The sequence below is a fragment of the Desulfoluna spongiiphila genome, assembly GCF_900101345.1.
Lineage (GTDB): Bacteria > Desulfobacterota > Desulfobacteria > Desulfobacterales > Desulfolunaceae > Desulfoluna > Desulfoluna spongiiphila.
The window spans coordinates 23,419-41,553 of sequence record NZ_FMUX01000001.1; the positions used below are offsets into that span (position 1 = coordinate 23,419).

Genomic DNA, 18,135 nt, shown 5'->3' on the forward strand with positions numbered 1-18,135 from the left:
ACCCGATGCCCTGGAGCACGGGGGATGTCCTGGCGGCCACCGGAGGAAAACTGGCCTTCGGAGACCCGAACGCCACCCATGCGTCCGTCTCAACCAACTCCAGAACCATCGAAGATAACAGCGTTTTCGTAGCCCTCAAAGGTCCTTCCTTCGACGGACACCGGTACATTGACTCTGCCATCGACAAAGGCTCCCGCTGCATCGTGGCCGCTTCGGCGTCCGTGGCAGGGATGGAAACCGAAAGCTGGCAGTCCCGTGGGGTCTCCCTGGTGCTGGTGGACGACACCCTCGCCGCCCTGGGCCGCCTCGGGCGGTTCCGGCGCGACCAGAGCGAGGTCCGCCTCATCGCCATCACCGGCTCCAACGGCAAGACCACCACACGGGCCCTCACCGCCTCGGTGCTGGGGGTTCGCCACCCGGTACACGCCACCCGCGGCAATTTCAACAACGAAGTGGGCCTGCCCACAACCCTTCTGGACCTTGCCCCGGACCATCGCTGGGCCGTGGTGGAGCTGGGCATGAACGCCCCGGGTGAGATGACGCGCCTTGGCCGGATCTGCCGGGCCGACATCGCCGTCATCACCTGCATCGGCGAAGCCCACCTGGAAGGGCTGGGAACCGTGGCGCAAGTCGCTGCGGCCAAGGCGGAGCTCCTGGACACCCTGGACGAAGGCGCCACCGTCATTTTAAACGGTGACGACCCCCACCTGAGACAGATCGCGGCGGACCGCGGGCTCTCTCCTGTCTGGTACGGATTCTGTGACGACGCCCACGTCCGGGCCGAAAACATCTCCTGGGACGGCACGTACCAGCACTTTACCCTCTGCCACAGCGGCACAAAGGTACAGGCTGCCGTCCCTCTGGCCGGGACCTTTATGGTGCAAAACGCCTTGGCGGCTGCCGCCGCAGGGCTCCAGGCAGGGCTCTCCCTCACCGACGTTGCCCAAGGCCTTGAAACAGCCTCTTTTGAGTCCGGGCGTCTCACCATTCAAGAGACGGCATCGGGCATCCATGTCATCGACGACACGTACAACGCAAACCCCCTCTCCATGGAGGCGGCCCTCACCGCCCTGTCCCGCCTCAAGGGAACGAATCGGGCCCTGGCCGTCCTTGGAGACATGCGCGAGCTGGGGGAAGAGGCCCCGCGCTTTCACCGTGAACTGGGCGCAAAAGCGGCCGAATCGGGCATAGCGGGCCTTTACACCTGCGGCGAGTTCGCAGGGGAGGTCCGGCAGGGAGCCCTCGGGGCAGGCTTGCCGGATCATTGCATTCACACAGGCGAGAAAGATGCGCTGATACAACGCATCACACACGATATCCACACCGGAGACTGGATCCTTGTGAAGGGATCCCGCTCCATGGGCATGGAACAGATCGTCAACGATCTGCTGTGCAGGTAGCAGGACTTTATGATTTACAACCTTCTATACGGCCTTTATGGGAACATTTCGTTTTTTAACCTGTTCCGATACATCACCTTTCGAACCATCTACGGTACCATCACGGCCTTTCTCATCTGCTTTCTCATGGGCCCCTGGCTCATCGACAGGCTCCGGCGCCTCCAGATCGGACAATACATCCGGGAGTGCGGCCCGGAGAGCCACCTGGGCAAAGCCGGCACCCCCACCATGGGCGGGGTGATGATCCTTTTTGCCATCATCGGCTCCACCCTCCTCTGGGCGGACACCAAAAACCCGTATGTCTGGATCGTCCTTCTGTCCGCCGCGGGTTTCGGGCTCATCGGCTTTACCGACGACTACCTGATGCAGATCAAAAAACGCAGCAAAGGCCTGTCGGCCCGGGCAAAATTCAGTCTTCAGACCCTTCTGGCCCTCGGCATCGGCTGGCTGGTCTACAGCTCCCCGGGCTTTTCCACCACGGTGACGGTGCCCTTTTTGAAAAACGTGCAGCCGGACCTGGGCTTCGGATACATCTTTTTTGCCGCCTTTGTCATCGTGGGATGCTCCAACGCCGTCAACCTCACCGACGGCCTTGACGGCCTGGCCACCGGCCCCATGATCATTGCCAGCATCACCTACATGGTCTTTGCCTATGTCGCCGGTCATGCAGGCCTTGCCGAGTACCTCCAGATCCCCTTTATCAAGAACGGCGGGGAGATGGCCGTCGTCTGCGGCGCCATGGCCGGCGCCGGGGTTGGTTTTCTCTGGTTCAACTCCTACCCGGCCCAGATTTTCATGGGCGACACGGGCTCCCTGCCTTTGGGGGCCCTCCTGGGGACCATCGCCGTCATCACCAAGCAGGAGATCCTGCTGGTCATCGTGGGGGGACTCTTTGTCATGGAGGCCCTCTCGGTTATTATCCAGGTCACCTACTTCAAGCTGACAGGCGGCCAGCGGATCTTCCGCATGGCGCCGCTGCACCACCATTTTGAGCTCAAGGGCTGGCAGGAACCCAAGGTCATCGTCCGATTCTGGATCATCTCCGCCATGCTTGCCCTTCTGGCCGTCAGCACGCTCAAGATCAGATAGGAGACACCATGAAGCTTTCCGGCAAACACATTGTTGTGGTGGGACTGGCCCGATCCGGGGCCTCCATCGCCCGTTTCCTTGCAGAACGCGGGGCCCACGTCGTGGTAAGTGACGCCAAGCCCAGGGAAGCCCTGGGCGACCTGCCCGCGGCCATGGAGGCCGAAGGCATCGCCCTGGACCTGTCCGGACATACCCCCCACCTCTTTGAGTCCGCCGACCTGGTGGTCTTAAGCCCCGGCGTGCCCCACACCCTGGCCCCTGTGAAGCGGGCCCGTGACATGGGCGTCTCCGTGGTGGGGGAAATCGAGCTGGCCTCCCGCTTCATCAAGGCCCCCATGATCGCCGTCACCGGCACCAACGGCAAAACCACCACCACGGCCCTGCTGGGCGAGATGCTTGCCGCCTCGGGGATGAAGGTCTTTACCGGAGGCAACATCGGCACCCCCTTGACCGAGTACTTAAGGGCCGACGACCCCGCCGATGTGGTGGTGGTGGAGGTGAGCAGCTTCCAGCTCGACACCATCGAGTGCTTCAGGCCCCATGTGGCGGTGCTCCTCAACATCACCGACGACCACCTGGACCGCTACCCGGACTTCGACGCCTACAAGCGCTCCAAGGGCCGAATCTTTGAAAACCAGCAGCAGGACGACGTGGCCATCCTCAACACCGGCGATGACCACGTGGCCGATATCGGACGGGTCCTGCAAAACCGCAGGCTCACCATCGGCGGCTCCGGCCCCAACGCCGCAGCCGTCACCCGGAACCAGGTGACCATCCGCACCCCGGGGCTCCCCGAGCTCAAGATCGACCTGTCAAAGACCCCGCTGGTGGGGGAACACAACCGCCAGAACATCGCCGCCTCGGCCCTGGCCGCCCTGTCGGCCGGTGCCACCCCCGAAGGGATCCAGGAGGCCGTGGACAGCTTCCAGGGGCTGCCCCACCGCATCGAGTATGTGGACACCGTCTCCGGCGTCCGGTTTTACAACGACTCCAAGGCCACCAACATCGATGCCGTGGAAAAAGCGGTCACCGGCTTTGACGACCCCATCGTGCTCATCATGGGAGGACGCCACAAAGGGGGCCGGTTTGCCACCTTGTCAGGTGCCCTGAAAAAGAAAGCCCGGGCCATCGTGGCCATCGGGGAGTCAAAAAAAAAAATCGTTACCGACCTGGCCCCCTGCATCAAAACGCTTGAAGCAGGGGACCTGGACGATGCCGTGAGCAAGGCGTTTTCCAAGGCCCGGAGCGGGGATGCCGTGGTTCTCTCCCCGGCCTGTTCCAGTTTTGATATGTTCACCAATTACAACGAGCGGGGCGACAAGTTCCGCGAATCGGTCTACCGACTGAAAGCACAGCATGGCTAACGCAAAGGCAACCCGACAATACGGTGTCTACGACCCCTGGCTCTTTTACACCACCTTTACCCTGGTGGGACTGGGCCTGCTCATGATTTTCAGTGCCACGGCACAGAGCAGCAACGGCCTGTTCTACTTAAGGCGCCAGGTCCTTTTTGTCATCGTGGGCACGGTCTTCATGGTGACGGCCAGCCGAATTCCTTACCGATGCTGGAAAAAACTTGCTGTTCCGTTTATGGTGGTCACCCTGGCCCTTGTCATTGCCACCCTCTTTCCGGTGATCGGCCACAAGATCAAAGGGGCCTCACGATGGATACGCATCGGCGGGTTTTCCGTGCAGCCCACGGAGTTTCTCAAGATTGCCCTGGTGATGCTCATGGCGGCATCCCTCAGCAAAAAGGCCGAGAATGTCCGCAAGTTTGAAATCGGGGTCGTCCCCCATCTGATACTGCTGGGCATCATCGCCATTGCCGTCATCAGGCAGCCAGACTTCGGCACCGTGGTGATCCTCTGTGCCGTCACCTGGATCATGCTGTTCCTGGGAGGCGCCAGGCTCCTTCACATCGTCGGCCCCCTGGTCCCCCTGGCCATCGTCCTGGCCCTCTTTGTCACGGGTGAGGGCTACCGCATGGCACGCATCAAGGCCTTCATGGACCCCTGGGCCGTGGAGAAAAACGGGGGCTATCAGGTAACCCGGTCCCTCATGGCTTACGGCTCCGGCGGCATCACCGGCAAAGGGCTCTCCAACAGCGAGCTCAAGCTCAAGCACCTGCCGGAGTGCCACACCGACTTCATCTTTCCCATTTTAGGGGAAGAGCTGGGCCTCATCGGGGTCCTTTCCGCCCTGGGGCTCTATGTGCTGCTCCTGAGCCGGGGCTTTCTGGCGGCCATGCGCTGTCCGGACATGTTTGGCTGCCTGCTGGCCGTGGGAATCTGCGCGGTCATCGGGCTTCAGATTATCATCAACCTTGCGGTGACCATGGGTATTCTGCCCCCCACGGGGCTCACCCTCCCCCTCATGAGCTACGGGGGAAGTTCACTGCTCTGCACCATGACGGGCATCGGTATCGTCCTGAACGTGGCACGGGAGGAACCGCATGTTCGCTAAAAAAGAGTGTCGCCTCGTGGTGGCCGGAGGTGGCACAGGGGGCCACCTGTTCCCGGGTATCGCCATCGCCAAGGCCTTCTGCAAGAAACAGCCCGGCACCCGGGTTCTCTTCATCGGCACGGACAGGGCCTTTGAAAAAAAATGCGTTACGCGGGAAGGATTTGCCCACAGCGTGGCCGGGGCATCGGGCATCAAGGGCCTGGGCCTGAAGAGAAAAATCGCGGCCGCCCTCAAACTCCCCTTGTCCGTTGTCGGCTGCATGATCAAGTTGATCCGCTTTCGCGCCGATGCGGTGGTGGGGGTGGGAGGTTTTTCCTCCGGACCGGTGATCCTGGCTGCTTGGCTCTTAAGGCGACCGGTGGTGCTTCACGAACAGAACTCGGTTCCCGGCATCGCCAACAGGCTGTCGGCCCGGTTTGCAAAAAAAATATACCTCACCTTTCCGGGAAGCGCAGCGTGGTTCCCGGAAGAGAAGTGCACCCTCTCCGGCAACCCGGTACGAGAAGAGATCCTCGGCATCGAGACCGGCCGCCGGGATGCTGCTTCTCCCACCCTTCTGGTGGTGGGCGGCTCCCAGGGAGCCGTGGCCCTCAACCGGGCCGTCACCGAGGCCCTGCCCCGGCTCAAGGCCCTGGGTCTCACCGTCATCCATCAATGCGGCGACGCCGATGTGGAACGGGTAAAAAGCTGTTACGCAGAGGCCGGGGTCCATGGGGAAATCCTGGCCTTCATCGACAACATGTCCGGGGCCTATGCCCGGGCCGACCTGGTCCTCTGCCGCGCAGGGGCCACCACCCTGGCGGAGCTGACGGCCATTGGAAAAGGGGCCGTGCTGGTTCCCTTCCCCCATGCCACGGACAACCATCAGGAGATCAACGCCCGGTACCTTGAAGACAACGGGGCGGCACGCATGATTCTGGAGGCGGATCTCACCGGCGACGGCCTGGCCGCACTCCTTGCGGAACTGCTGGACGCCCCCGAGGCCCTTTCGGCTATGGATCAAAATGCCAAGAAACTGGGGCGTCCCGACGCCTCGCAACACGTGGCCGACGGTATCCTCGGCCTCACAAAAAAAACGACCTGACCCCCAACTTTCTGAGACCAACGGGGCAAACCATACAGGACAGTGCATGTACCAAAAGAAATACCATATTCACTTCGTCGGCATCGGCGGCATCGGCATGAGCGGCATCGCGGAAATTCTCGTCCGCCTGAGCTACACCGTCACCGGATCGGACCTTAAACCCTCGGCCAACACCAGACGCCTGGAGGAGCTGGGCTGCAAGGTCTCCATCGGACACGCCGCCGAGCATATCGGTGATGCCGACGTGGTGGTCACCTCCTCGGCCGTGGACCGGAAGAACCCCGAAGTGATGGCGGCCAAAAAAGGCGGCATTCCCATCATCCCGCGCGCCGAGATGCTTGCCGAGCTGATGCGCCTGAAATACAGCATCGCCGTGGCAGGGGCCCACGGCAAGACCTCCACCACCTCCATCACGGCGGCCATCCTTGAAAAAGGAGGCTTTGATCCCACGGTGGTCATCGGCGGAGTGCTGAAAAGCAAGGGTACCAACGCCATGCACGGCCTGGGGGACTTTATCATCGCCGAGGCCGATGAGAGCGACGGGTCGTTTTTGAAATTTTCCCCGTCCATTGCCATCATCACCAACATCGACCGGGAACACCTGGACCACTACGGCAACCTGGCCACCATCAAAAAGGCCTTTGTGCAGTTCACCGAGCGGGTCCCCTTTTACGGGCTCTCCATCCTCTGCATGGACAACGAATCCGTCCAGGAGATCCTGCCGGAACTCACGGGCCGCTATACCACCTACGGCCTCAACACCCGGGCGGATTACCAGGCAAGGGACATCTCCTTTGAGGGAAGCCGCAGCACCTTTACCGTCTACCACCACGACGAGCTGCTGGGGGAGATCACCCTCAACCTTCCCGGGGTGCACAACGTCTCCAACTGCCTGGCAGGCATCGCCGCCGCCCGGGAGATCGGCATCGACTTTCCCATGATCAAATGTGCCTTGGAGACCATCGAAGGGGTCAAAAGGCGCCTGGAGAAAAAAGGGGAACGCAACGGGGTCATGGTTGTGGACGATTACGGTCACCACCCCACGGAGATCAAGACCACCCTGCTGGCCGTGCGGGAGAGCTGGCCTGAAAAGCGCATCGTCGCCGTGTTCCAGCCCCACCGGCACACCCGGACCCGGGACCTCTTCGATGACTTTACCCGGGCCTTCTACAACACCGACACCCTAATGATCCTGCCCATCTATGCGGCGGGGGAAGAGCCCTCCGAGGGCATCGACAGCCAGAGCCTGGGGGCGATGATCGAAAAGCGGGGCCACGAACACGTGGGCTGCTTCAACTCCTTCGGCGAGGTGGTGGACCGCCTGGAAACCACCCTGGAAGACGGAGACATCCTTCTTACCTTAGGGGCCGGCGATGTCCTTAAAGTCGGTGAAATGTACCTCCAGCGAGGAGATGCCTGAGCATGGCTGCCCTGGACCCCATAGCCGCCCTTTCCGCCCTCTATCAGGGCGTGCTTAAAAAAGGGGAACCCATGGCCCGCCACACCACCTTCAAGTCGGGTGGTCCCTGCGACCTCTACCTGGAACCCGGCAGCCTGGACGACCTGCGCATCGCCGTGGCCTTCCTCACCCAGCAGGGCGTGCCCCTCACCGTGGTGGGGGACGGCACCAACCTGCTGGTCCGGGACGGGGGAATTGAAGGGGCCGTCATCTCCCTGGCCGGCCTTGGCACCGCCATTGATGAGGTCCGGGAAGGGAACGAAATCATCCTGACGGTGCCCGCGGGAACAAAAACCCAGCATCTCTGCAGGCTTGCAGCCACCAGGGGTTTAAGCGGCCTGAGCTTTGCCACGGGCATCCCCGGTACCGTGGGGGGCGCCATGGCCATGAACGCCGGAACAGACGCCAACGGGTTTGCAGACATCGTGGACGGCCTTTCCGTGGTCGATATCTCGGGTAAAACCCGGATGGTACCGCGAAACGCCCTTGAAATCGGGTATCGCCACCTTGCCATCGACGGAAAAACCCGCCATGATAACGGGTTCCCCATCATCGTGGGCGTGCGGCTCCGCCTCACCCCCGGGGAGTGCGACACCCTGGTCTCCGAACGGGAGGCCCTCCTGTCCCGACGCAAGGCAAGCCAGCCCGTGGGCCTGGCCAGTGCCGGGTGTTTTTTCAAGAATCCCCCTGAAGGCCCTTCGGCGGGAAAGCTCATCGATGACCTCGGCCTCAAGGGTGAGGCCGTCGGCGGAGCCCGGGTCTCCGAGCTCCACGCCAACTACCTGATCAACGCCGGAGGGGCCACCACCGCCGATATCCTGGAGCTGGCGGCGCGTATCAAAGCGCGGGTGAAACAGGCCCACGGCATCGAACTGGAAGAAGAGGTGACCCTTGTCGGCAGGGAAACGTAAACCAGCCAAAAAGAACCGCTTTGTGGAATCCGAAGCGGTGCGCAGGGAGAGGCGGCGTCGACGTCGCCGGACCTTTCTCTTCGGCACGGGGCTCTTCTGCCTGGCCGCGGTGTGCAGCGCCCTGTGCGTGCTCTCCTACGCCTGGCTGACCCAGACCCCCTTGTTCAAGGCCCGCTTTGTCATCGTCTCGGGGAACCGTACCGTCAGCCACGGCGAGGTACTGGACACCGCGGACATCCGAAGCGGGGACAACATCTTCGGCATCAACCTGGATGTGGCCAGGACGCGCCTTTCCGCCCACCCGTGGATCGACACCGCCTCCGTCATCCGGGAATTTCCCAACCGGATCATCATCCGGGTGACCGAGCACACCCCGGTGGCCGTGGCCGAGATCGGCCATCCGTACCTAATCAACAGCCGGGGAGAGATTTTTGAAAAAGGCGGCAAAGCCTTCGCCGGCCTTCCCGTTTTCAAAAACCTGAAGCGGGGAAGCCTTCCCCTCTCCGGGCACGCACCCTCCGGAGGCAACGGCCCCGTTGAGCGGGAGATCAAAGAGATCATTCCCCTGCTGGGCCGCCTGACACAAAAGGGGGGACGCTTTGTCATGACCGGTGCCATTGCCGACCCGGACACCGGCCTTCGCCTCCTCACCGAAGGGGCGACCCAGACCATTGACCTGGGCTTCGGCCACTACGATAAAAAGATCAAACGGGTAAACGAACTCTTTGCCCTACTGGAAAAAAAAGTAAACCTTACCGCTGTTGCAGCCATCGACGTGAGTGACCCCAACAGCGTTGTCATCAAACCGGCAAAAAGTTAAAGGAGGATGCCCATGCAGGCACATGAGGATATTATTGTCGGCCTGGATATAGGCACAACAAAGATCTGTGCTGTTGTCGGGGAACGCTCAGGGGACGATGTGAACATCATCGGCACCGGCACCCACCCCTCCATCGGGCTCAACAAAGGGGTGGTCATCGACATCGAGGCCACGGTGGACTCCATCAAAAAAGCGGTGGAAGAAGCCGAACTCATGGCCGGTTGCGAAATTTCCTCTGTCTATGCCGGGATCGCCGGGGGGCACATCACCAGCCTCAACAGCCACGGCGTCATCGCCATCAAAGGGCGGGAAGTGACCCAGGACGATGTGGACCGCGTCATCGAGGCGGCAAAAGCCGTTTCGATACCCATGGACCGTGAGGTGATCCACGTGCTCCCCCAGGAGTACATCGTCGACGACCAGAAAGGGGTGCACAACCCCATCGGCATGACCGGCGTCCGCCTGGAAGCCAAGGTGCACATCGTGGTGGGGGCGGCCTCATCGGCCCACAACATCATCAAATGCGCCAACAAAGCAGGCCTGGACGTCAACGACGTGGTCCTTGAATCCCTGGCCTCGGGCGATGCGGTCCTCACCGAGGAAGAGCGGGACCTGGGCACCGCCCTCATCGACATCGGAGGCGGCACCACGGACCTGGCCGTCTTCTCCGGCGGGAACATCCAGCACACCTTTGTGCTGGCCATCGGCGGCCTGCAGCTCACCAACGATATTTCCATCGGCCTTCGGGCGAGCAAAAACGACGCCGAAAAGATCAAGCTCAAGTACGGCACCTGCCTGTCCAGCGCCGTCTCCCCCACGGAGACCATCGAGGTGCCGGGCATGGGCGGCCGCGAGCCCCGCAGCATGCCCCGCCAGGTGCTGGGTGAGATCCTGGAACCCCGGGTGGAAGAGATCTGCGCCCTGGTGAAACGGGAGATCTTCCGTGCCGGCCTTGAAAACCAGATCGCCTCGGGCATCGTCCTCACCGGAGGGTCCTCCCTGCTGGACGGCATGACCGAAGTGGCCGAAAGCATCTTTGACCTGCCCACCCGCCTTGGCAAACCCCGCCAGATCGGCGGCCTGGTGGACATCGTCAGCAACCCCATGTACGCCACCGGCGTGGGGCTCGTGCTCTACGGGGCCGAGAACCAGGTGGACAAAAAGTTCCGCATCCGGGACGACAATATGTTTCAGCGGGTCACCAGCCGCATGAAAAAATGGTTTTCCGACGTGGTGTAGGGGAAAGGGTACCGCCCGAACCGAGGCGGTCACCGCACCATCCGTCTGACATACAGCAAGCAACCTGTCTTTTCCTTCGGGAGCCCGCCTGGCGTTGGCAAGGCTCCATACGCGGAAAAGGCACAACCAAGGGACCAAGTAACCGATGATGAACAAGAGTGGAGGTGGGAGATGAGTTTTTCTTTTGTAGACAGTGACAAGTCGGCAAAAATCAAGGTTATCGGAGTCGGGGGAGCCGGAAGCAACGCGGTCAACAACATGATCGCTGCAAACCTTCACGGCGTGAAGTTTATCGTGGCCAACACCGATGCCCAGGCCCTGGAGAACTCCCTGGCCGAAGTCAAGCTCCAGATCGGAGGCAAACTCACCGAAGGCTTAGGCGCTGGCGCCAACCCGGAGCTGGGCAAGCAGGCGGCCCTTGAAAACGTGGACGCCATCCGCTCTGCCCTGCAGGACAGCCACATGGTCTTTATCACCGCAGGCCTTGGTGGCGGCACCGGCACCGGAGCCGCACCGGTGGTGGCTCAGATCTGCAAGGAGCTGGAAATCCTCACCGTGGCCGTGGTGACCCGCCCCTTCTCCTTTGAGGGCAAAAAAAGGGCCCGCCAGGCCGACCTGGGCCTGGAAGAACTCCGAAAGCACACCGACACGGTCATCACCATTCCCAACGACCGGTTGAGAAGCATCGCCGAGAAAAAGGCGACCATGATCGACATGTTCCGCAAAGCCGATGAGATCCTCCACCACTCGGTAAAAGGCATCACCGACCTCATCATGATGCCCGGTCTCGTCAACCTCGACTTTGCCGACGTGCGGACCACCATGCGACGTGCCGGCCTCGCCCTCATGGGCATCGGCATCGCCTCCGGTGAAAACCGCGCCCGGGAAGCGGCCCAGAAGGCCATTGCCCACCCGCTGCTGGAAGATATCTCCATCCGGGGCGCCAAGGGCGTGCTCATGAACATCACCAGTGGCCCGGACCTCACCCTGGATGAAATGACCGAAGCCTCGGACTTCATCCACGACCAGGTAGGTGAAGAGGCCGAGATCATCTGGGGTCAGGCCATCGACGAAGAGATCGGCAACGAGATGCGCATCACCGTCATTGCCACCGGCATCGGCGAGAGTGCCGAGCCCCCTGCCGTGGACCTGCCCAAGCGCAATCTGGACACCATTGAAAAACGGGGCAAGGTGCGCGACCTCACCTTAAATGAGCTCGAACTCAACACCCACACCCTGGAGGAGCCGGCCTACGTGCGCCACAACATCCCGGTGGGCAGCACCCAGGGAACGGCCGTGTCAACGGCTGCAGGGCTCACCATCAACGCCGAAGAGGACCTGGATATCCCGACCTTCCTCCGGAAAAAAGCGGACTGATCCGTCACCCGTGACGGAATCTGCCCCCCGGGGTATCCCCACCCCGTGACGCTCAACCCGGGACGTGTGTTTTAAAAGCCTGCGCCGTAACGGCCTGTAAGGGCCCGTAACGCCGTGGTCCCTTTGTCAGTCATGCCGCCTTGCGGCACCCCCTTCCTGCAGTCCCAACGCCGAAGGAGAGTCCCACCCTCCTTCCGACTGCAGAAAGGGTCCCGGGTTGTTTTAAGGCGTTGTCTCACCCCTGTTTCCGTGTTACTTTTTTGAATACTTATCCAAAAGGCCAGGGACTTAGCGCGCCATGACCACCCACACCTCGTCCCCCTGCGACTCCTGACACCTTCTGCAGCCTTCGGTACCTCCGGAATTCATCGGTACAGCCTCTTGTGCCTTGTGGCCGCGGCCCGCATCACCCCATGTGATTTTTCGGTGCGTGCCCGAACCCTGAGCCCCACCCCGGATATTTCAGGGCAACCATCCGGACCCATGGTCATTGCTCCCAATTCGCGTTGTCTCGATGAAGTATCCAGGCAAAAATGCCAACCCAGGGATTTGCCCTTTCCCACCACATGATGGAGGAAAACATGAGCGTTCTTGTAGGAAAACAGGCGCCTGATTTTCAGGCTGTTGCCGTAAAATGCGGGACCTTTGACGAATCGTTCCGGCTCTCGGATCTCAAGGGCAGGTACATCGTCCTCTTCTTCTACCCCCTGGACTTCACCTTTGTCTGCCCCACCGAACTCCATGCCTTCTCGGACCGTCTTCCCGAATTCGAGGAGCGGAAAGTGGAGGTGGTGGCCGTGAGCGTGGACTCCCACTTCAGCCACCTGGCCTGGCTCAACACCCCCAGGGCCGAAGGAGGCATCGAAGGGGTCGGTTACCCCATCGTCTCGGACATCCACCGCTCCATCTGCAAGAACTATGACGTCCTTGCTGAAGAACACGGCGTGGCCCTGCGCGGCCTCTTTCTCATCGACCGGGATTTCATCGTCCGGCATCAGGTGGTCAACGACCTTCCCCTGGGACGAAACGTGGACGAAGCCATCCGCATGGTCGATGCCCTGAAATTTTTTGAAGAAAACGGCGAGGTCTGCCCCGTCAACTGGAGCCCCGGTGCCAGGGGGATGAAGCCCTCCAAGGAAGGCCTCAAGGAGTACTTCGAATAAACACATCCCGGGGGGGCCGGGCACCTGCGGTGTGCCCGGCCCCCTGCCCGTTCAGGTGTCACCGGCCCTGAATCACCGCCTCTTTCTGGGACACCGTTACCCCAACCCAACTTTGATTTTTCCCGTTGTCGACCATTCAATGCTATTCTCCCGGGTTTTGAAAACCGAAAACCCCGGAGTACCCCATGGCACGACAGACGGACACCAGGGGCTGCGATATTGAGCGCCCCGCCACCTGGAAAAAATACAACGCCACCCTCTGCACGGACTGCATGGCCCTGTGCTGTTACCTCATCGTGGAGGTCACCACCGACGACCTCATCCGCCTCGGCATCACCGATGAAGAGGAGGTGGCCTTTGACATGAAAGGCCTTGTGAAACGCCTCAAAAAAGAGGGGCTCATCACGCGCTGCAACCTCTCCAAGGGAAAATTCACCCTGGCCACACGCAAAAAAGGGGGATGCTGCTTTCTGGATGCCCACAACCGGTGCAGCGTCTACGAAGACCGCCCCGAGGTGTGCCGCATGCACCCGACCCGGCTCTCCCCGCGCCTCGGGTACTGCCCCTGGTCCCCGGCCCGTTAACCCGGGTATGTCACGAGCCCTGACGGGCATGACAGGTTATTGATTTGGCCCCATGGTTTTCCCGTGAAATACCCGGACCAAGGCCCGCCTGCCGCGCCCTTTGCTATTTTCCCGCTTCCTGTTGCAATCCGAAGGGGAAAGGGGTAAGGATACGGCACCATTCGATACCAAAGGGCACCAGCCCTGCCCCGTAGCCCCGGTGGGCCCGAGCCCTGAGAGACCCCGTCCGCCCCTTTGACATCAACATACCGGTGAACCCTATGGAACCCGCCATTGCGTTAGACAACGTCTCCTTTTCCTACACCCGTCATCCGGTCCTTGACGAGGTCACCCTCACTGTGCCCAAAGGAGACTTCGCCATGGTGGTGGGCCCCAACGGCGGGGGAAAAACCACCCTCATCAAGTTGATTCTGGGCCTTCTGGCCCCCACCTCCGGCCGGGTGACCCTCTTTGGGAAAACCCCCGAATCGGCGTGGAACCAGATAGGTTACATGCCCCAGTACACCCATGTGGACATGGCCTTTCCCGTCTCCGTACTGGACGTGGTCCTCATGGGACGGCTTACCCGAAAAAGGCGATGGCGCTACACAAAAAACGACCGGGAGGCGGCCCGACACGCCCTCTCCGAGGTGGGGCTCACCGACAAGGAGCAAAAACCCTTCAGCAGCCTCTCGGGCGGGCAGCGCCAGCGGGTACTTATCGCACGGGCCCTTTGCAGCAACCCGTCCCTTCTCTTGATGGACGAGCCCACGGCCAACGTGGACCCCGCCGCCGAAGCCACCCTTTTTGAGCTCCTCTCCACGTTAAACAGCCGCATGACCATCCTGGTGGTCTCCCATGACCTGGGGTTCGTCTCCAAGGTGGTCAAGAGCGTCATCTGCGTCAACAAAAAGGTCCTGGTGCACCCCACAAGCAACTTAGACGGCACCCTCATCAACGAAATCTACGGGGGCGACCTGCGCATGGTACGACATGACCACCGCTGCAGCCACGAAGGCCACTGCATCAACGAGTCCCTCACACTTCCAACCTCCTTTATGCCGCACCCGAAAAAGCCATGATCGAATTCTTCCACGCACTTTTCGACCCCAACAGCAGCTTTCTACGCCTCGCCCTTGCGGCAGGGACCCTTGCCAGCGTCTCCTTCGGCATCATGGGGACCTATGTGGTCACCCGGCGCATCGGCTACCTGGCCGGAGCCATCGCCCACTGCGTCTTCGGCGGCATCGGTGCAGCCCTCTATCTCAAACACCGATGGGGCCTCTTTTGGCTCGATCCCATGTACGGGGCCCTTGCAAGCGCCATCGTGGCCGCCATCATCATCGGCCTGGTCAGCATGAAGGCAGGGGAGCGGGAAGACTCCATCATCGGGGCCCTCTGGGCCGTTGGCATGGCCGCAGGGCTGATCTTCATCGATCTCACCCCCGGGTACTTCGAGCTCTCCAGCTACCTCTTCGGAGACATCCTCCTCATCTCACAGAGGGATATCATCCTGGTGGCGGGACTCGATCTTGTCATCATCGTGTTGGCCGTCATGTTCCATCCCACCTTCCTGTCCATCTGCTTTGACGAAGAATTTGCCACCCTAAGGGGCATCAACACCCCCTTTTTCTATATCCTTCTCCTGATCATGACCGCCATCACCGTGGTGCTTCTGGTGCGCCTCGTGGGCGTGATCATGGTCATCGCCATGCTCACCCTGCCCGCTGCAGCCGCTTCCACCCTCAGCCGACGTCTCTCGGTCATCATGGTCCTTGCCACCTGCTTTGCCCTCTTTTTCAACTGGAGCGGCCTGGCCTTGAGCTACACCCTGGACCTTTCGGCGGGCCCTGTAATCATTTCCGTGGCCGGCCTCGTCTACCTGGGGCTCCTGGCCCTTACCCGCATGCTCCCGAACCGGTGAGCATGGCCATATACCGATCGGGGCCCTGTGGTGAGCAGCAGGTAACGGTTGGCTCACCTTCTCCGGGTCGCCCAGGTGTAAAAAAACGCCGCAACAACAGTCCCGTTGCCTCAGTGCGCATGGCACCTATACAGCCAAGGACCCACCACGCAAATGCACGGCCCAGTTCCATCATCGCCTGCGGTACCGTGCAAGGGTACCAATGCCGTCTCCCGACCTGTATACAGCGGTTCGGATGCAAACCGCGTTCCGCCTTTAAGAATCGTTGAAACACCCGTCAAATGGGCGTTACCAGCGCACTATCCCTGATAGGCTATCTTTGCTGATCGAGCCCGTCAAGCACCAACAACACCTTGAAAAAATTAACCATTACACCCCCATCCACGATCCCCAAACACAAAAAACACTTTGCACCCGCCCTGAAGCCCGGCCTGGAATTTTTTTTAGGGCTCCTCAGCTCCCTTCCCGAGTGACAGGAAATCGATTGTTTTTCCATATCATTACGATAAAAATATTTTACCCCTACCCCATGCCCTGTCACTGATACGTGATATATCAGATAAGAGATATCTATTGATTCCGCGCCCGTTATTGGCTAAGTATCGTCTCCAACGTATCACATGTTCCTCTTTTAAGAACCTCTTCGACGTCGAAGAGGCAGGGTTGGGGGATCCTGTTAAAAGAGAAACGATGACCGGCATCCGGTCATGATGGATGAACTGCCACTGGAACAGTCGTAAGGGCCATGGAACCGACTCGCAACGCAGCCTTTCGGTCAGATGCCCCTCCCCTTTCCCTCGTCGCGGTCACCATCTGCTGTTATTCATTTCATCGTTGGAGGATTTATGAAGTTCTTAATCAAGGCGATCGTCCTGCTCCTTGCCGCTGCGACACCCGCCTTTGCCGAAACCAAAAAAGGTGTCAACCTTGATCATTTTTTTGAGCCCATCTCAAACTTTCTCACCGGTTTTATCTTCTATAAAGTCCATCTCTTCGGCAACGACTGGTCCCTGATCGTCTGCCTCCTCATCTCCGCAGGCCTCTTCTGCACATGCTACATGGGTTTCATCAACATCCGCGGTTTCAAGCATGCCGTCCGCCTTGCCAAGGGCGACTACATCGACGACCACGCCACCGGCGAGGTGTCCCACTTCGGCGCCCTCTGCTCCGCCATCTCCGGCACCGTGGGCATGTCCAACATCGCAGGGGTTCCCATCGCCATCATGATCGGCGGCCCCGGCGCCATCTTCTGGATGATGTTCGCCGCCTTCATCGGCATGTCCGCCAAGTTCACCGAATGCACCCTGGCCACCAAGTACCGGACCTACAAAGAGGACGGCACCGTCAAGGGCGGTCCCATGTACTACCTCTCCCAGGGGCTGGCCGCCCGCGGCATGGAAGGCCTCGGAAAATTCGTCGGGAAATTCTACGCATGGGGCCTGGTCCTCGGCTGCCTGGGCATCGGCAACCTCTTCCAGTCCAACCAGATCTACAACCAGCTTAAAACCATGTGCAACAACGAAGGCGCCATCATGCACCTGGGCTGGCTCGTGGGCCTCATCGGTGCGGTCATCGTGGGCATCGTCATCATCGGGGGCATGAAGCGCATCGCCTCCATGGCCACCCGCATCGTTCCCATCATGGTCTTCACCTACCTCGCCCTGGTGGCCATGGTCCTCCTTCTCAACGGCTCCTTCATCCTGCCCGCCATCAAGCTCATCATCGCCGACGCCTTCACCGCCAAAGCAGCCGGCGGCGGCATCGCGGCCGCCATGATGATCGGTTTCCAGCGTGCGGCCTTCTCCAACGAGTGTGGCCTGGGCACCGCAGCCATCGCTCACTCCGCCGTGCAGACCAACGAGCCCGTCACGGAAGGCTTCGTCTCCATGATCGAGCCCTTCATCGACACCATCGTGGTCCAGTTCGCAACGGCCCTGGTGGTTGTTACCACCATGATCGCCGTCCCCGAATACGTCAACATGGGCCTGCAGGGCATGCCCATGAGCTCCTGGGCCTTTGAGCGCCACTTCAGCTTCGCCGTCTACCCCCTGACCTTTGCCGCCATCCTCTTCGGATTCACCTGCGCGGTCTCCTGGGCCTACTACGGACTGAAGGCCTTCGAATACATCGTCGGAGAAGACCCCAAGCTGGGCCTGGCCTACAACATCTTCTACTGCATGGTCTACTGGTCAGGGGCCATGATCAACCTGAAGTATGTTGTCAACATCGCAGACGCCCTCATCTTCGTGGTCTGTATCCCCAACATCATCGGCCTCTACATCATGGCACCGGAAGTCAAAGAAGAGCTTAACAGCTACCTTGCCCGCCTGAAGTCCGGCCAGATCCTTCCCACCAAAGAGAGAAACGCAAGAAGAAACGGCGCCCCTTGTGCCATGAAGAAAGCCGCCTAAAAGCGGAAATCAAAACGCGGGGCGTCCTCACTCCCTTGTGACGCCCCGCGGTTCTCATCCTTTCTTCCATTAAAAAACGGGAAGGGGCATCTGCCCCTTCCCGTTTTTTTGTGTTTTCTAAAAATACGTCTATGGTCAACGTTGGGTGAACCACAGAGCCAGAGATGGCTCAGGAAAAACCAAAAGCAATGCCTCCGGCGGCGAGGTGTGCCACCTCGAAAGCAGGTTGCGA

15 protein-coding genes are annotated in these 18,135 nt (G+C 60.6%); all 15 read left to right on the forward strand.

Annotated features, from left to right (window positions below; translation table 11 throughout):
• Positions 1 to 5 precede the first annotated feature (5 nt).
• The 15 genes from BLQ12_RS00120 (at position 6) to BLQ12_RS00190 (ending at position 17,903) form a co-directional block, all read left to right on the forward strand.
• Entirely contained in the window at positions 6 to 1,400 is a 1,395-nt protein-coding gene (locus BLQ12_RS00120; RefSeq protein ID WP_092207055.1) for a UDP-N-acetylmuramoyl-tripeptide--D-alanyl-D-alanine ligase, read from the forward strand.
• Positions 1,401 to 1,409: 9 nt separating this feature from the next.
• A complete protein-coding gene (gene mraY / locus BLQ12_RS00125) occupies positions 1,410 to 2,489 on the forward strand; it encodes a phospho-N-acetylmuramoyl-pentapeptide-transferase (RefSeq protein ID WP_092207057.1) in 1,080 nt (359 codons plus the stop codon).
• Between the two features lie 8 nt (positions 2,490 to 2,497).
• Positions 2,498 to 3,853, forward strand: coding sequence for a UDP-N-acetylmuramoyl-L-alanine--D-glutamate ligase (gene murD, locus BLQ12_RS00130; RefSeq protein WP_092207059.1), 1,356 nt, complete (start codon positions 2,498 to 2,500; stop codon positions 3,851 to 3,853).
• Positions 3,846 to 4,952: a putative lipid II flippase FtsW gene (gene ftsW, locus BLQ12_RS00135; protein ID WP_092207061.1), complete on the forward strand. Its 1,107-nt coding sequence runs from the start codon at positions 3,846 to 3,848 to the stop codon at positions 4,950 to 4,952. The genes murD and ftsW overlap by 8 nt, the downstream gene beginning before the upstream one ends.
• Complete coding sequence (gene murG, locus BLQ12_RS00140; protein WP_092207063.1) at positions 4,942 to 6,036, forward strand: undecaprenyldiphospho-muramoylpentapeptide beta-N-acetylglucosaminyltransferase; 1,095 nt, start codon at positions 4,942 to 4,944, stop codon at positions 6,034 to 6,036. Before ftsW ends, murG begins: the two co-directional genes overlap by 11 nt.
• A gap of 46 nt (positions 6,037 to 6,082) precedes the next feature.
• Positions 6,083 to 7,456, forward strand: coding sequence for a UDP-N-acetylmuramate--L-alanine ligase (gene murC / locus BLQ12_RS00145; protein WP_092207066.1), 1,374 nt, complete (start codon positions 6,083 to 6,085; stop codon positions 7,454 to 7,456).
• A gap of 2 nt (positions 7,457 to 7,458) precedes the next feature.
• Positions 7,459 to 8,406 carry a UDP-N-acetylmuramate dehydrogenase gene (gene murB, locus BLQ12_RS00150; protein ID WP_092207068.1) on the forward strand — a complete coding sequence of 316 codons (948 nt, stop codon included), beginning with the start codon at positions 7,459 to 7,461 and terminating at the stop codon, positions 8,404 to 8,406.
• Entirely contained in the window at positions 8,387 to 9,226 is an 840-nt protein-coding gene (locus BLQ12_RS00155) for a cell division protein FtsQ/DivIB (protein WP_092207070.1), read from the forward strand. The genes murB and BLQ12_RS00155 overlap by 20 nt, the downstream gene beginning before the upstream one ends.
• A gap of 12 nt (positions 9,227 to 9,238) precedes the next feature.
• The gene (ftsA, locus tag BLQ12_RS00160; protein ID WP_092207072.1) at positions 9,239 to 10,465 is read left to right on the forward strand and encodes a cell division protein FtsA; all 1,227 of its coding nucleotides are present in this window, start codon (positions 9,239 to 9,241) and stop codon (positions 10,463 to 10,465) included.
• A 171-nt stretch (positions 10,466 to 10,636) separates the two neighbouring features.
• Positions 10,637 to 11,842 carry a cell division protein FtsZ gene (ftsZ, locus tag BLQ12_RS00165; protein ID WP_092207074.1) on the forward strand — a complete coding sequence of 402 codons (1,206 nt, stop codon included), beginning with the start codon at positions 10,637 to 10,639 and terminating at the stop codon, positions 11,840 to 11,842.
• 581 nt (positions 11,843 to 12,423) lie between these two features.
• The gene (locus tag BLQ12_RS00170; protein WP_092208101.1) at positions 12,424 to 13,005 is read left to right on the forward strand and encodes a peroxiredoxin; all 582 of its coding nucleotides are present in this window, start codon (positions 12,424 to 12,426) and stop codon (positions 13,003 to 13,005) included.
• Between the two features lie 185 nt (positions 13,006 to 13,190).
• Positions 13,191 to 13,589, forward strand: coding sequence for a YkgJ family cysteine cluster protein (locus tag BLQ12_RS00175; protein ID WP_092207076.1), 399 nt, complete (start codon positions 13,191 to 13,193; stop codon positions 13,587 to 13,589).
• Positions 13,590 to 13,849: 260 nt separating this feature from the next.
• Entirely contained in the window at positions 13,850 to 14,650 is an 801-nt protein-coding gene (locus BLQ12_RS00180) for a metal ABC transporter ATP-binding protein (protein ID WP_092207078.1), read from the forward strand.
• Positions 14,647 to 15,492 (forward strand): metal ABC transporter permease, encoded by an 846-nt coding sequence (locus tag BLQ12_RS00185; RefSeq protein ID WP_092207080.1) that lies wholly within the window; start codon positions 14,647 to 14,649, stop codon positions 15,490 to 15,492. Before BLQ12_RS00180 ends, BLQ12_RS00185 begins: the two co-directional genes overlap by 4 nt.
• Before the next feature lie 845 nt (positions 15,493 to 16,337).
• The gene (locus BLQ12_RS00190) at positions 16,338 to 17,903 is read left to right on the forward strand and encodes an alanine/glycine:cation symporter family protein (RefSeq protein WP_092207082.1); all 1,566 of its coding nucleotides are present in this window, start codon (positions 16,338 to 16,340) and stop codon (positions 17,901 to 17,903) included.
• Positions 17,904 to 18,135 lie beyond the last annotated feature (232 nt).